This window comes from Synechococcus sp. R6-7, from assembly GCF_047461695.1.
Classification (GTDB): domain Bacteria; phylum Cyanobacteriota; class Cyanobacteriia; order Thermostichales; family Thermostichaceae; genus Thermostichus.
The window spans coordinates 1-13,055 of the sequence record NZ_JANSHS010000047.1; the positions used below are offsets into that span (position 1 = coordinate 1).

General features: G+C 59.9%; 14 protein-coding genes, 1 tRNA gene and 1 pseudogene. 12 read left to right on the top strand and 4 right to left on the bottom strand.

What is annotated here, in order from left to right:
* Nucleotides 1–107 (top strand): hypothetical protein (locus NW815_RS01885; protein WP_414415657.1); only part of this gene is annotated, 107 nt, incomplete at its 5' end.
* Here the strand turns inward: NW815_RS01885 and NW815_RS01890 are convergent.
* Nucleotides 104–697 carry a Maf family protein gene (locus NW815_RS01890; RefSeq protein ID WP_414390339.1) on the bottom strand — a complete coding sequence of 198 codons (594 nt, stop codon included), beginning with the start codon at nt 695–697 and terminating at the stop codon, nt 104–106. The genes NW815_RS01885 and NW815_RS01890 overlap by 4 nt on opposite strands.
* Before the next feature lie 148 nt (nt 698–845).
* On the opposite strand from NW815_RS01890, the gene NW815_RS01895 reads away from it, so the two are divergent.
* The 4 genes from NW815_RS01895 to NW815_RS01910 all read left to right on the top strand — a co-directional run bounded on the left by NW815_RS01895 (nt 846) and on the right by NW815_RS01910 (nt 3,957).
* Complete coding sequence (locus NW815_RS01895) at nt 846–1,661, top strand: ion transporter (RefSeq protein ID WP_414390341.1); 816 nt, start codon at nt 846–848, stop codon at nt 1,659–1,661.
* A gap of 62 nt (nt 1,662–1,723) precedes the next feature.
* Nucleotides 1,724–2,230 (top strand): hypothetical protein, encoded by a 507-nt coding sequence (locus NW815_RS01900; protein ID WP_011432348.1) that lies wholly within the window; start codon nt 1,724–1,726, stop codon nt 2,228–2,230.
* Nucleotides 2,231–2,305: 75 nt separating this feature from the next.
* The gene (locus NW815_RS01905; protein ID WP_011432347.1) at nt 2,306–2,719 is read left to right on the top strand and encodes a PH domain-containing protein; all 414 of its coding nucleotides are present in this window, start codon (nt 2,306–2,308) and stop codon (nt 2,717–2,719) included.
* Between the two features lie 29 nt (nt 2,720–2,748).
* Nucleotides 2,749–3,957, top strand: a complete 1,209-nt coding sequence (locus NW815_RS01910) for a glycosyltransferase (protein ID WP_414390343.1) — start codon at nt 2,749–2,751, stop codon at nt 3,955–3,957.
* Here the strand turns inward: NW815_RS01910 and NW815_RS01915 are convergent.
* A complete protein-coding gene (locus NW815_RS01915) occupies nt 3,951–5,651 on the bottom strand; it encodes a hypothetical protein (RefSeq protein ID WP_414415656.1) in 1,701 nt (566 codons plus the stop codon). The genes NW815_RS01910 and NW815_RS01915 overlap by 7 nt on opposite strands.
* An 87-nt stretch (nt 5,652–5,738) precedes the next feature.
* Between NW815_RS01915 and NW815_RS01920 the strand changes: the two genes are divergently transcribed.
* Nucleotides 5,739–6,167 (top strand): hypothetical protein, encoded by a 429-nt coding sequence (locus NW815_RS01920; protein WP_414390348.1) that lies wholly within the window; start codon nt 5,739–5,741, stop codon nt 6,165–6,167.
* A gap of 117 nt (nt 6,168–6,284) precedes the next feature.
* Here the strand turns inward: NW815_RS01920 and panB are convergent, their stop codons facing one another.
* Entirely contained in the window at nt 6,285–7,070 is a 786-nt protein-coding gene (panB, locus tag NW815_RS01925) for a 3-methyl-2-oxobutanoate hydroxymethyltransferase (protein ID WP_011432343.1), read from the bottom strand.
* A 151-nt stretch (nt 7,071–7,221) separates the two neighbouring features.
* On the opposite strand from panB, the gene NW815_RS01930 reads away from it, so the two are divergent.
* Nucleotides 7,222–7,308 (top strand) — tRNA-Ser (locus tag NW815_RS01930).
* Between the two features lie 165 nt (nt 7,309–7,473).
* The gene (locus tag NW815_RS01935; protein WP_414344751.1) at nt 7,474–8,223 is read left to right on the top strand and encodes a phycocyanobilin:ferredoxin oxidoreductase; all 750 of its coding nucleotides are present in this window, start codon (nt 7,474–7,476) and stop codon (nt 8,221–8,223) included.
* Here NW815_RS01935 and NW815_RS01940 read toward each other — a convergent pair.
* On the bottom strand, nt 8,220–9,080 hold the full coding sequence (locus NW815_RS01940; protein ID WP_414388853.1) for a hypothetical protein: 861 nt from the start codon (nt 9,078–9,080) through the stop codon (nt 8,220–8,222). The genes NW815_RS01935 and NW815_RS01940 overlap by 4 nt on opposite strands.
* A 446-nt stretch (nt 9,081–9,526) precedes the next feature.
* Between NW815_RS01940 and prmA the strand changes: the two genes are divergently transcribed.
* The 4 genes and pseudogenes from prmA to NW815_RS01960 form a co-directional block, all read left to right on the top strand.
* Nucleotides 9,527–10,417 (top strand): 50S ribosomal protein L11 methyltransferase, encoded by an 891-nt coding sequence (gene prmA / locus NW815_RS01945; RefSeq protein WP_414344762.1) that lies wholly within the window; start codon nt 9,527–9,529, stop codon nt 10,415–10,417.
* Nucleotides 10,387–11,223 carry a 16S rRNA (uracil(1498)-N(3))-methyltransferase gene (locus tag NW815_RS01950; protein ID WP_414374168.1) on the top strand — a complete coding sequence of 279 codons (837 nt, stop codon included), beginning with the start codon at nt 10,387–10,389 and terminating at the stop codon, nt 11,221–11,223. Before prmA ends, NW815_RS01950 begins: the two co-directional genes overlap by 31 nt.
* Before the next feature lie 94 nt (nt 11,224–11,317).
* Complete coding sequence (gene hisS, locus NW815_RS01955; protein WP_414388852.1) at nt 11,318–12,616, top strand: histidine--tRNA ligase; 1,299 nt, start codon at nt 11,318–11,320, stop codon at nt 12,614–12,616.
* A pseudogene (locus tag NW815_RS01960) lies at nt 12,610–13,055 on the top strand (hypothetical protein); the annotation flags it as partial. The gene hisS and the pseudogene NW815_RS01960, both read left to right, overlap by 7 nt.

Sequence of the window (13,055 nt, forward strand, 5' to 3'; positions counted from 1 at the left end):
AAACCAAGCTCTTCGGCTACTTTGTCGGGCAATTGATGAAAAAAACCCAGGGACGGGCGGATCCAAAGCTGGCCAACGACCTGCTCAAGCAACACCTCGACGGCTAGCTCCAAGCATCGGTGAGGGAATAGCCCAACTCCTGGATCATGCGCCGCAGCAGGGGCAAACTCAGCCCGATAACATTGCCGGGGCACCCCTCGATCCGCTCCACAAACAGGCTGCCACGACCATCGATGGCAAAACAGCCAGCACAATTGAGCGGCTCACCGGTGGCCACATAGGCGCGGATTTCCTCGTCGCTGGGCTTGGCAAAAAACACCCGCGTCACCGCATAGTGGGTGAGGCGACGGTTCTGCTTCGTGTCAATTAAGGCATGGCCTGTGTAGAGCTCTCCCACTTCGCCCCGCATTTGCCGCAAGCGCCGTTCCGCCTCTAGGGCATTGGGCGGCTTACCTAGGATCTCGCCATTTAGGTAGAGCACAGAGTCGGCCCCCACAACCAAGACGGGCTCCCGTTGCTGGGCCGCCACCACTTCGGCTTTCGCCGAGGCCAGCTTCTGCACCAGCTCCACCGGATTAGAGCTCTGGATTTGGCTTTCGTCGAAGTAGCTGGGTTGAACGCGATGGGGGATCCCGGCAGCCTTTAACAATTGGCGGCGGGCAGGGGATTGCGAGGCCAGTACGATAGGAGGCAACATCGACTCAACACCTAATTAACACCCAAAGCCTGGACGTTTGCTTAGGGGAAGTTCGCTCTGTGAGCTAGTTTCCATTAGCTTAGTTAGTATGCGCCTGATGGGCGTTGAAAGGAAACTCTCTCGATATCTTCCCAGCTGGATCCCGTTTGTGACCACTCTCCCCACCCAAGCTGATCTCGATCTTGCCCATTCTGGGATCCTCCAGCGCTATTGGGGGGATCAAGACACCCCGGAAAGCCGCTGGGTGAACTTGCTGGTGGCGGCGCTGGTTTTCTGTTCGTCCACCTTCTTTGTGGTGGAAACCTATCCCATTCCCCCTGAGGTGCGTCTTGGGCTGGAGCGGGTGGATCGCCTCATTCTCGGCTTGTTTGTGGTGGAATATCTGCTCCGCCTGGCGGCGGCCCCGCAAAAGCTGCGCTACGTCTTCAGCCTCTATTCACTCATCGATTTGCTGGCCATTTTGCCTTTTTTTGCCGGGCTAACCGATATTCGCTTCATCCGCCTCTTGCGCTGGTTTCGCATCCTGCGGCTGCTGCGCTTGGTGGAGGGCAAAACCCTGTTTGGGCAAGTGATCTCCGCCGATAGCCGCATTTTGCTGCGCATTTTCTTCACCCTCTTTGCCATTGTTTTCGTCTACTCTGGGCTGATCTACCAGGTAGAACATCCAGTGAATCCTGGCGCTTTTGCCACCTTTTTGGATGCTTTCTACTTTTCCGTCGTTACCATGACCACGGTGGGGTTTGGGGATCTCACCCCCACTTCTGAGCTGGGCCGGCTGCTGACAGTGTTGATGATCTTGACGGGCATAGCCCTGATCCCTTGGCAAGTGGGGGAGTTGATCAAGCAACTGGTAAAAAGCGGCAACTCGGTACAGTGGGCCTGCCCAGGCTGTGGCCTCTCCCAGCACGATGGGGATGCCCAATTCTGCAAACGCTGTGGCACACTGCTCTATCCAAGGGATTGAGGCTGTTGGCCAATTTGGGGCAAAGACAGGATAGGCTAGGATGGGTTGCAGGAGGATCTGCGATGTTGGCCCACCCCGAGCTAACCATCCCCGGCAAGCTGAACGTGAAGGCGGGCGTGGCGATGCTGGTTGCCGCCATTGTCCTCGGCTGGATCCTCAGCCAAGTTCAGCCGTTGCCGCTCGCCCCCCAGGAGGCTTCGGGGATCCCTGCCGAGCCCCTCCTCTGGCAGGAGGTGCCCAAACAAAAGTACGCCTGGCACATTTGCTACGCCTTTTTGGGCAACATGGGGTTGATCAACATCGGCGGCGGACTGGCCCTGGTGGTGCTGGGATCCCGCTTTACGGCTGGGCAAATGCTCTCGCAAATTCTCCTGTTGGGGGGAATGCTGCACCCGGCTTCTTGGGCTTTGGTGGCCCTGACGGGGCTGGAAGGGTGGGGCTGGCTGGGTAATGCCGGAGCCGCAGCGGTGGCGGTGGTGGTGATGGTGTTGTTTGTTTACCTGGTCTTGGCCACCTGCCGTTCCCTACAAGCCGTCCGAAGGCTGACCCAATCCCGAACCTGCCGTTAGCCCCAGTTGGGGAAAGCTGAGAAATCGTTTAAGATCGTTAACGGCAACACTCTAAACAACCGGACGGTGCTCTGCATGGCGGTGCAAGAGGAGGTTTTTTTTGAGGGCGGCCCCCACAGTGGCGATTTGGTGTTGAACTCCTTCATTGGGGCTACACTTGTCGGCTTGCCTCTGTTTGTGGGGGCACTGGTGCGTAAGCTGTGGGTACACTATCGGATTACCAATCGTCGCATCACCGTGATTGGGGGATGGGGCGGCAAGGAGCGCTCAGATGTAATCTACGGCGAGATTGCCAAGGTGGTTATGGTGCCCCGTGGCTTGGGCGTGTGGGGAGACATGGTGCTCACCCTCAAGGACGGCAGTCGCCTGGAGATGCGGGCCCTGCCTCGCTTCCGCGAGATCTACAACTACATCAATGAGCGGATCGACGAGAAAGCCAAGCAGGTGAGCGGCCCAATTGGCAAAAAGCGCCGCTCTGCCAAGTCCTGACAGTGCCTGAGCCTTGGGGATCCCTTCCTGTGGCTGTCCCCACTCTTCCCAGCCGGGATCCCGCTTGGCCTGAGCGCCTGGCCCTGGTGCACGAGTACCTGATCTGGCCGGGGGGATCGGAAAAGGTTTTGCAGGAGCTGGTGGCTTTTGCCCCACAGGCCCCCCTTTACGTTAGTCTCTTCTCGGCTCACACCCTGCCGCCGAGCTGGCAGGAGCTGTCGATTCACACCTCCTTTTTGCAAGGCTGGGCCAAGTGGCTGGGGGTGCTGCGCCCTGATTACCATGCCCGCCTCAAGTATCTGCTGCCCTGGATGCCGTTGGCCTATGAGAGCTTCGACCTCTCCGGCTATGACTGTGTGATCTCCAGCAGCCACGCCTTTGCCAAAGGGATCCTGACGGGAGCCTCTACCCTGCACCTGAGCTACATCCACAGCCCCACCCGTTACCTCTGGGAGAACCGGGAGCTGTATCTGCAGCGAGAAGGGCTGGGGAGAAGCGGGCCTGTTGGCGCAATTGGCCAATGGCTGCTGCACCGCTTGCGCCAATGGGATTTTCTGGCAGCTCAACGTCCAGATCTGTTGATCGCCAACTCCCAGCACATTCGCCGCCGCATTGCCAAGCTCTACCGCCGCGAGGCTGTTGTTATCTACCCGCCCGTTCCGCTGCAGGGGTTTGAGCCGGTGGCGGATCCCAGCGCCGATTATGACCTGGTGGCAGGCCGACTGGTGCCCTACAAACGGGTGGATCTGGCGATTGCCGCCTGTGAACGGCTGGGTCGTCGGCTGCTGGTTGTGGGCGAAGGGCCGGAGCTGGCTCGGCTCAAGCGACTGGCGGGGCCGCAGGTGGAGTTTTTGCCCCATCAGCCCCCCGATCGTTTCCGGGAACTGCTAGCCAATTGCCGGCTGCTGCTGTTCCCCTGGGAGGAGGATTTTGGCCTAGTGGCAGTGGAGGCCCAGGCCTGCGGCCGCCCCGTGGTTGCCCTCAACCGGGGAGGTGCCCAAGAGACGGTCATCCACGGCCAAACCGGCATCCTCATTCCCGAGGCCAGTGTGGAAGCGCTGGTGGAAGGGCTGCGGCAGGCGGATCGACAGGAATGGGATCCGCAGCGGATTCGGGCCCATGCTCTGCAATTTGCCCCAGAGCGGTTTCATGCCCAGCTGGGAGCCCTGTTGCGCTGGGCTTGGCCTCGTTTTCAAGCTGGAGAACGGTTGGATCCCCGAGAATGGAGCGCTCAGTAGGGCCGCCGCTGCACAAAAGTCGGCAACTCAATCCGGTTGCGACTGCCCGTTTCCCCTCCTGCCCGTGAAGCGGCCAAAGCGGAGCGTTTCAGGAGCCTTTCTGTCCGTTGGCGCCAGCCGAGCGGGGCACTTTCTTCCCGCTCGTCCAGGGTGAGCGGCGGGATCCCTGGGGTGGGTGTTCTCCAGGTGGTGGCCGGGGAAGGAGCAGACTCGTCAGCCGCGGCAGGAATCCGTTCCTGGTCGCGCCAGCGGTGCGGAGCACTAGCCCGATGATTCGACCTGGGCTCGACAACCGCTGGCTGAGGGGAAGCGGAGGCCGACTGACGCAGTGTGGCCAGTTGCTCTTCCAGTTCTTGATTGCGCTGCTGCAGCAGGGCCACTTCCTTTTCTTGGGTTTGCGCGTAGGCGTGGGCCTGCACACACTCGGTTTTCAAAGCCATCACCTGCTCCTGCAACTTCTCGATTTGCTTTTGGCTGACCAGATGATGGGCCTCGGCCAGTTCTCGCCCCCGCCGGGCTGCTTCCAGGCTTTCTCGGGTGTCCTGCACCTGCTGCTGAACTTCCTGCCACTGGGCAAGGGTGGGACGCTGGGCCAACTCTTGCATGAGCTGATCCCGCTCGGCTCGCAAAGCACCAAGCTCGCGGGTCAAAGCCTGCACCTGCTCCTCCAGGGCAAGGATTCGCTGCGCCTGTGAGGACTCTGTTTCCCTGAGGTGGGCGGCCTGGGCTGCTTCCGCTTCCAGCTTGGCAATCTGTTGGGCTTGCTCGGCCTGCTGCCGCTGACTCTGCTGCAGCTCTTCCAGCAAGGTGGCCCGCTCGGCCTTGGCAAAAGAGGCCTGTTGGCGCAGATGATCCAGCTCCGCCTGCAAGCGTGCCCATTGCTCTGGGGTAGGACGCTCTTCCAGTTCGCGAATACGTTGCCGGGCGGTGTTCAGGTCAGCTTCCATGTGTGCCTTTTCGGTTTCCAGATGGGTCTTCAAACGCTGCCATTCGGCTTCCGCTTGGCGGTGGGCAGCCTCTAGCTCCGCCCGTAGGGTTTCCAGTTCTTGTGCAGAAGGTCGAGCAGCCAACTCTTGGATTTGCGCTTGCAATTGTGCTTTTTCCTCCTCTAGCTGCTGTACACGGAGCTGCAGTTGGGCTTGCAAAAGCTGCACCTGCGGCAACTTGACGGCGTATTCTCCCAATTGGTTGGCCTGCTGTTTCAGCTCCAGGAGCTCCTGCTGCAGTTGGTAAAATCGGGCCGGATCGACGCGCCGCTGCAATTCCGCCTTGAGGGTTTCAATTTCCGTCTGACTGGTTTGCAACTGCTGCTGCAGAATGTGGTAGTGCTCCAGCGTTGGACGGCGCTCCATTTCCCACAGGAGATTCTGCAGTTCTTCGATGTGCTGTTGCTGAAGCTGAAAAGCCTCTGGGGTAGGGCGCTGGGCCAGCCGCGCTTTCTCCTCTTGACACGCTTGCAAAGCTTGATCCCGCTCTTGAATCTGTGCCTGCGCTTCCAGCAGTTGACGTTCCAGGCGATGGATGCACTCAATCTGCTGCAATGACAGCGCTTCCGATTCGGCGAGGGATCGCTCTAAGTTGCGCACACGCGCCCGCAAAGCTTTTAGCTCTTCTTCCCCTTCCATATCCAGGCTGCTCGACAGGTTATGGGCCTTACTGTAGCAGATGGTCTGGATGAAAATCCAGCTCGCCACTATCTGTAGTGTAAATTTTTAGCTTTTCCCAGAACCAACACTAACTCTGTTGCCCCCGCCCTCTATACTGAGAAGGTGAGTTTTCAGATGAACCCTGTGATGAAGCTGGGATCCAAATCCTGGGGATGGGCGCTGGGCCTGCTGGGCGTGGCCTTGGTCGGTTGTGGTGCCGATGCGCTGACGGCCAGTACTCCGCCGCCGCCTTTGATCACCAGCAGCGATATCCCTTCTGTGGTACATCGGAACGGCTTTTTGGAGCTGGGGGTTTCGGTATCGGTGCCGGGCCGGATCCCGGCGGAGCTGGCGTTTCAGGTGTCGTGGTCAGGGATCGAGGTGCAGACGCTATCGGCAGCCCAGGTGAATTGTGTGTCGGGAGAGGTGTCTTGTACAACCCGCTTCCGCATTCGTCCTCCCCTGAGCTTGGTGCCCGGCTCCTACCTAGTCAGTTTGCGGGTCTTCGACCGGTTGGGCCAAAGCGCTGTGGTGACCGGGACGGTGCTGCTCAGGGATCCCTGAGGTCGCCCTATCCTTGCCCAGCCTTGACGGAAGCGGTGCGGTTCCGGCTCGCATAAGCGTTGCGTAGCAACATAGGGTGTCGTAGGCGTAGCACTTTTGCCCGGATTTTGAAAGGGATCAGCGGGGGGGAAATACTTTTTGGCGAACATCGTCGGCGAAAGCTTCCACTGCTTCTCGGATCGCCTGTCTCAAATTGGTATAGGCCTTGGCAAAAGGGGGGAGCCGCTCGCTCAGCCCCAGCAGGTCGTGGGTGACCAAAATCTGCCCATCGCAGGCCGGCCCGGCTCCAATGCCCAGGGTTGGGATCCCCACTTGGGCTGAGATTTGGGCAGCCAATTCCGCCGGCATGTGCTCCAGAACCAGGGCAAATGCCCCTGCTTGTTCCAGGCTGAGGGCCTCTTGTCGCAGACGCTCCGCCTCCGGAGTGGTTTTTCCCTGCTGGCGATAGCCTCCCAGTTGATGTTTGGCCTGCGGAGTGAGGCCGATATGACCCAAAACCGGGATCCCTCGCTGCACCAGAAAGGCCACCGTTTCCACCATGTCGGGGTAGCCCCCCTCCAGCTTGACCCCGTTGACTCCTGCCTCCTTCATCAACCGCCCTGCTGAGAGGAGAGCTTGTTCTTTGTGGACTTGATAAGTCAAGAAGGGCAAGTCGGCCACCAAAAAGGCCCGTTCTACCCCGCGGCGCACCGCCTGGGCGTGATGGAGCATCTGTTCCAGCGTCAGGGGCAGGGTGCTGGTATACCCCAAGTGGGTCATGGCCAAGCTGTCGCCCACCAGGATCAAGTCGATCCCAGCCTGATCCAAAATCTGAGCGGTGGCGTAGTCGGCAGCCGTGAGGGCCACCAAAGGTTGACCCGCCTGTTTGGCCTGGCGAAAGTGGTGAATGGATAGAGCAGCCATATCCCTATGATCTCATCTGGGCGTTCCCGCCAGCGGTGCGGAGCACTTTCCCATCAACCGCATCCCGTGGGGGAAGCAAGCTTGGCTTTGAGGCTGGGAAGAAGCAGGAGACTCGGTTTGCCGTTAAGATGGTAAAGCCCCACAGCTGACTGGAAGGGTGACAGAGTGGTTGATTGTGACGCTCTCGAAAAGCGTTGTGACTGCAAGGTCACCGTGGGTTCGAATCCCACCCCTTCCGTCTTCAGGCATACAGTTTTAGAACGCCTTGCCCAGCTAGGGCCTCTGGGATTTTTGGGGATCCCACCCAAGCCCTTCGCATCAGCGGTGCGGTTCCCCCATAACACTTTGGCATGGAGCCAAGGTCAAGGTTGGATGGGGTTCTTGGCCTTTCTTCTAGAGTCTTATGTTCACCGCTCCTGCTCTCTCTGCCCAACTGCATCCGCTCATTCAGGGCTTATCTGAGGCAATCCTGAACGTTTGGGGATCTACCCTCACCCTAGCCCCCTATCCTCTGCCTGAAGATCTGGGCTACGTGGAAGGCCGCCTAGAGGGTGAGAAATTGCAAATTGAAAACCGCTGCTACCAAGGGGATCCCTTTCGCAAGCTGCACCTGGAGCTGGCCCAGGCCGGGCAAAGCCTGGACATTCTCCATTGCGTTATGTTTCCGCAGCCGCAGTACCCGCTGCCGCTGTTCGGTTGCGACATTGTGGTCGGTCGCGGACAGGTGAGCGCCGCCATTGTCGATCTCTCGCCGGTGACCCCCAGCTTGCCCGATCTCTATATCCAGGAGCTGGAAGCGTTGGGATCCCATCTCGTCCCTTTCCAACACCGGCGCCGGTTGCCGGAGTGGGGCACGATTTTTTCTCCCTACTGTCTGTTCGTGCGTCCTGCCGACGAAGCAGAGGCCGAGCGCTTTTTACACTTTGCCTGCCGTTTCCTGGAAATTCACTGCCGGCTGGCGCAGCAGATCCCCCCACAGACGGATCCCGGCCAGATTTTGGCCCACTACCAGGGGCAGCAGCGCTATTGCAGCCAGCAACAGCAGAACGACCGCACCCGCCGCGTTTTGGAAAAAGCTTTTGGCCCCGCCTGGGCAGAGCGCTACATGAACACCGTCCTTTTTGACTTGCCTCCCAGTCCCGTGCAGATCTAGGCGGGATCCCCTTGCAGCCGCTGCTGGATGCTCAACGCCAATTTTTGCCCTAAGAACTCCGGCATGGTTGGAGTTGAATCCGGCCCTAGCAAGTAGAAAATAAAGCGCGTTTGCTTGCGGCGGAGCATCAAGTTGAGGTTAACAACGGTCAAATCCTCCTGCGCGAGGGCCGTCATCACCCGGTAAAACGCGCCCGGCTGGTTGTCCACATCCACCAGAAGTGTGGGCAAATGAAACACCGGGTCAAAATAAAAAGAAACCTGCACGTCTTTTAGTCCGGCCTTCAGATCAAACTCCAGCGCCAAGGTTTCATGAACGCGAAACACACCCGCCAGGCATTCGTGAATAGCCCGTTCTAGACTGAGCTTGGTTTGGGAAGATAGGCTGTGGCCATCGCGGGAGACGATGGTGCGGATAAACACCAGGTGAGGTGAGTAGATTTGCCCATAGAGATGGATGCCGTGCACCGAGAGATTAAAAGCGGTGAACACCCCAAACAGATCGCTGAGCAGGGAAGGTCGATTACGGTAGGCCAGACAGACCACCGTCTTGCGACCTTCGTCCTGCACCTGTACCACCGCCTTGCGGGTTTGGTAGAGGGCGTAGGCCAAGCGCAGATTTTGGGCCTGCACCTCGCTGCTGACAAACTGGCTGTAAAAAGGCGGAAAGCTCTGGTTAAAACGCCGCATCAGAGCGGATCGCGTCAGCGGGACGGAGTCCTTGCGGGTGCTGACTTTGAGCGGCTGAAGATCTTCATGGGCAGCCCTCTTCCGCGCTTCCCGATCCCCGGCAACTCCTAGAGAAGCCACCTTGGGCTGGGGAGTGCCCTGCTGTGCTGATTGCTCATCAGTTGACATCGACCTCGCCACCTGCATTGCTCTTTCTCCATCGTTGCTCAGTACGCCCCAGCCAAACCTCATTTATCCGCAAAATCACTGAGGCTCGAAACGAATGTCGACGCTGTATCCAATTCTTGTCCAATGCTTTTCAGTTCAATTTATCTCATAGGGCTAAGCTGGGCATCTGAGGAGCCAGTGGGGGCATCCCCCAATTGGGGGGATCCTTCCCTTCTTCGCTGCTGAACCGACGCTGTGAGCCTTTCAATCCCAGAATAGCCAGAATAAGCCTAAACTATGAATTGAGCAGAGCGCTGCAATTTAAAGTGCCGCATTGAGTGCTGGCCGGCTGGGTGACATGAAGCGCTATCTTGTTGGCCATCACTTTGGTTTTCCTTTAGGTTTGTGAAGGGATCCCTGTGAGCAGAACTGTTGCCAATCCCACTCCGTTTTCGCCCGCACAAGCGCTGGACCCCGCTGGTGCTTGGTGGGATCTCAGTCTCATCGCCTCCCCTGCCCAAGAAGACCTGATCTTTTGGCGGCTGGAGAATTTTGGCTGTCGGGGCATGACCAGCCAAGCCCACGGCGAAGATCAGATTTGCATTCACGCCTATCTGCCTTGGCCTCACGTCAGCCTCTTGGATTTGGCAGCCCTCTCCCTGCGCCTGCAGCAGGATGCCCTCATTGCCGGTCAGCGGGTTCCCAAGCTGCGCTGGGAACGCATAGAGGCGGAAGATTGGAGCAGCAGTTGGAAGCAGCACTGGCAGCCCCAATGGGTCGGGGACAAGTTGCTCATTTGTCCGGCCTGGCTGGAGCCGCCCCCTCACCCCGGTCGGCACCTGTTGCGGCTGGATCCCGGTATGGCCTTCGGCACGGGCACTCACCCCACCACGCAGCTCTGTCTGGAGTCGCTGGAGATGCGCCTGGAGGGCGGCGGGGGTGCCGAGGGAGTGACTGTGGCCGATGTGGGCTGTGGATCCGGGATTCTGTCGTTGGCGGCGGCCCTGCTGGGGGCGAAGCGGGTATTTGCGGTGGACATCGACCCCCTGGCGGTGCAAGCCACGATGCACAACCGCGATCTCAACGGCCTGACGGATCGCATTGTGGTCGCTCAGGGCAGCCTGGAGCAGATTCCCGAAATGGTGGATGGGCTGGTGTGCAACATCCTGGCAGATGTGATCCTGGATATGATCCCGGAGTTTCGGCTGGTGGTGAAGGAGGGGGGATGGCTGATCCTCAGCGGCATCCTCATCGAGCAGGCCAAGTTGGTGGCGGAGATGCTGGAGGCCAACGAATGGGTGGTGGCAGCCCTCTGGCGACGGGGGGAATGGTGTTGTCTGAACGCACGCATGACCTGAACGCTTTGCCCCGATTGGCGATTGACCCGGCGCAGCGGGATCCCAGCGGTGTTCTCCATTTAACTGGTCTGCAACAGCACTACTTGCAGCGGGTGCGCCGCCTCAGGCCAGGGGATCTCTTTTTGGTTTTGGACGGCTCAGGCAAGCTGTGGGCGGCCCGTTGGCAAGCCCAGGGATCCCAAATTGTGGGCGAGGTGGAGGTGCTGCCGCGGGAATTGCCTGTTTCTTTGCATCTGGGCTTGGCGGTGGTCAAAGGGCAGGGGTTTGACGAGGTGCTCCGCCAGGTTACCGAGCTGGGGGCGGCGCGCATTACTCCCCTGCTGACGGAGCGCACCGTGTTGGAACCGGGATCTGGGCGGCAGGAACGCTGGCAAAAAATTGTGCGGGAGGCCGCAGAACAATGTGAGCGGTTGCGCTGGCCTCAGGTCGATCCCCCCACCCCTTGGACAAGTTGGCTGGCGGAGCTGCAAGCCGTTCGCGCTACTCGGACGGAGTCCTTCTGGTGGGGTATAGCCGTGGCGCGCGAGAACGCCCCCCTGCTGGTGCAGGCCCTGCCAAAGCTCAGGGATCCCGTCTTGGCCATAGCCATCGGCCCAGAGGGGGGCTGGACCGTTGCCGAACGTCGGCAGGCTGAGGAATATGGGGGAGTGTCCGTCTCCCTTGGCCCTACCATCTTGCGAGCTACCACCGCCGCTGTTGTTGCCACCAGCCAAATTGCCGCCACCTACTCCTGGTTGGACTCGAGCTTGGATCGGGGTCATTTGGCTCCGCTAGCGACGGGGAGTGTTGTCGCCGATAATCAATAACTAGGCCGTTTGCGTCAGCGGGACGGAGTCCTTTGACGAGAACAGCCATTGGCATAGCAGGCGGCCAGGCCCACCCCAGGGAGGGAGAACGAGAATGGAGATGATCCAGGCGGTGCGGGGCACCCGAGATATTCTGCCGCAGGAGGTGCGGCTCTGGCAGCAGGTGGAAGCCAGCGCCCGAGAGATCCTGGGACGGGCCAACTACCAAGAAATTCGCACCCCCATCCTGGAGTTGACGGAACTCTTTGCCCGCAGCATTGGCAGCGCCACCGACGTGGTGGGCAAGGAGATGTACTCCTTCAGCACCCGTGGCGAGCAAGAGGTGAGCCTGCGTCCCGAGAACACGGCGGGCGTGGTGCGGGCCTACATTCAGCACGGGCTGCAAATGGCTGGAGATGTGCAACGCCTCTGGTATTGTGGGCCGATGTTTCGCTATGAGCGTCCTCAGGCGGGGCGGCAACGCCAGTTCCATCAGTTGGGGGTAGAGCTGCTGGGCAGCCGGGATCCCCGCGCCGATGCGGAAGTCATCGCCTTGGCCTGGGAGCTGTTGCAGGCGGTGGGGGCGGAGAACCTGAGCTTGCGGCTCAACTCCTTGGGGGATCCGCAGGACCGGCGGGCCTATCGCCAGGCCCTGGTGGACTACCTCACCCCCTTGCGGGAGAAGCTGGATCCTGACTCCCAAGAGCGCCTCACCCGCAACCCGCTGCGCATTCTGGATAGCAAGGATCCCCGCACCCGCGAGATTGCCGAGGGGGCCCCCAAGCTGCCGGATTACCTCAGCCCAGAATCGCGGGCTTTCTTCGAGCAGGTGCAAGATCACCTGCAGATGTTGGACATTCCCTACCAGTTGGATCCCTACTTGGTGCGGGGCCTGGACTACTACACCGACACCGCCTTTGAGATCGTCTCACCTGACTTGGGATCCCAGAGTACCGTCTGTGGGGGCGGTCGCTACGACGGCTTGGTGGAAGAGCTGGGCGGGCCTTCAACCCCAGCGGTGGGCTGGGCCGTCGGCATGGAGCGGCTGGTGCTGCTGTTGCAAAAGAAACAAGGGGAGGCTCCGCCAGCACCGGTCGAGGTTTACGTGATCTCCCGTGGGGCGAAGGCTGAGGCCCAATCCCTCCGGATCGCTCAAGCGCTGCGCCAAGCTGGTTTCTGCACCGAGCTGGATCTGAGCGGCAGCGCCTTTGGCAAGCAGTTCAAACGGGCCAGCCGCAGCGGCGCAACTTGGGCTGTTGTGCTAGGGGATGCGGAAGCTGCAGCCGGAGAGGTACAGCTTAAGCACCTGCCTACAGGGCAACAGCAAACCCTTTTGCAAGCCGATCTGATTCAGTATCTGGCATCCCATTCGGGTCAGCAGTGCGGAGCACCTAAGGTGATGGAGCCATGTTGAATTTCTGGGTTCGGCGCGACGGCCAAGAAGACTGGCAGCCGGTACCAGCCGAGGGCGCAGTTCTGGAAGAAGATACCTACACCATTGTTGCCCGTTCGCCTCAGCCCCACTTCACCATCACGGTGGAAGTCCGGCAGCGTCCTCTAGGGCCACAGAATCAGGGCCCCAACACCGGCACGACTCCTCCACAGGTCCAAACCCGTTCTGTGCGCACCAACGATGAAGGGATCGGCATTATTTTGCCCGCCAGCCACCTCACCCCTGGGTTTTGGGAATTGCACTGCCGAGATGCCGACTTGATCGCAGAACTGTTCGGCGAAACCGAGTTAAACAATTGTCTCCGTTTTCAGGTTGTGCCTGCCCCCGCGCCTCTGGAGCCGGAACGAGGGATCCCTGCCCCGGTGGCTGAAGAGGCCGGGTTTGAGCCCCCCCAGAAAAA

What these genes read in the sequence shown, in the direction of transcription:
- NW815_RS01890 (WP_414390339.1), bottom strand. Translation starts at nt 697, where the DNA reads ATGTTGCCTCCTATCGTACTGGCCTCGCAATCCCCTGCCCGCCGCCAA.
- NW815_RS01950 (WP_414374168.1), top strand. Translation starts at nt 10,387, where the DNA reads ATGGTGTTGTCTGAACGCACGCATGACCTGAACGCTTTGCCCCGATTG.
- NW815_RS01940 (WP_414388853.1), bottom strand. Translation starts at nt 9,080, where the DNA reads ATGTCAACTGATGAGCAATCAGCACAGCAGGGCACTCCCCAGCCCAAG.
- NW815_RS01900 (WP_011432348.1), top strand. Translation starts at nt 1,724, where the DNA reads ATGTTGGCCCACCCCGAGCTAACCATCCCCGGCAAGCTGAACGTGAAG.
- NW815_RS01920 (WP_414390348.1), top strand. Translation starts at nt 5,739, where the DNA reads ATGAACCCTGTGATGAAGCTGGGATCCAAATCCTGGGGATGGGCGCTG.
- NW815_RS01935 (WP_414344751.1), top strand. Translation starts at nt 7,474, where the DNA reads ATGTTCACCGCTCCTGCTCTCTCTGCCCAACTGCATCCGCTCATTCAG.
- NW815_RS01905 (WP_011432347.1), top strand. Translation starts at nt 2,306, where the DNA reads ATGGCGGTGCAAGAGGAGGTTTTTTTTGAGGGCGGCCCCCACAGTGGC.
- panB (WP_011432343.1), bottom strand. Translation starts at nt 7,070, where the DNA reads ATGGCTGCTCTATCCATTCACCACTTTCGCCAGGCCAAACAGGCGGGT.
- hisS (WP_414388852.1), top strand. Translation starts at nt 11,318, where the DNA reads ATGGAGATGATCCAGGCGGTGCGGGGCACCCGAGATATTCTGCCGCAG.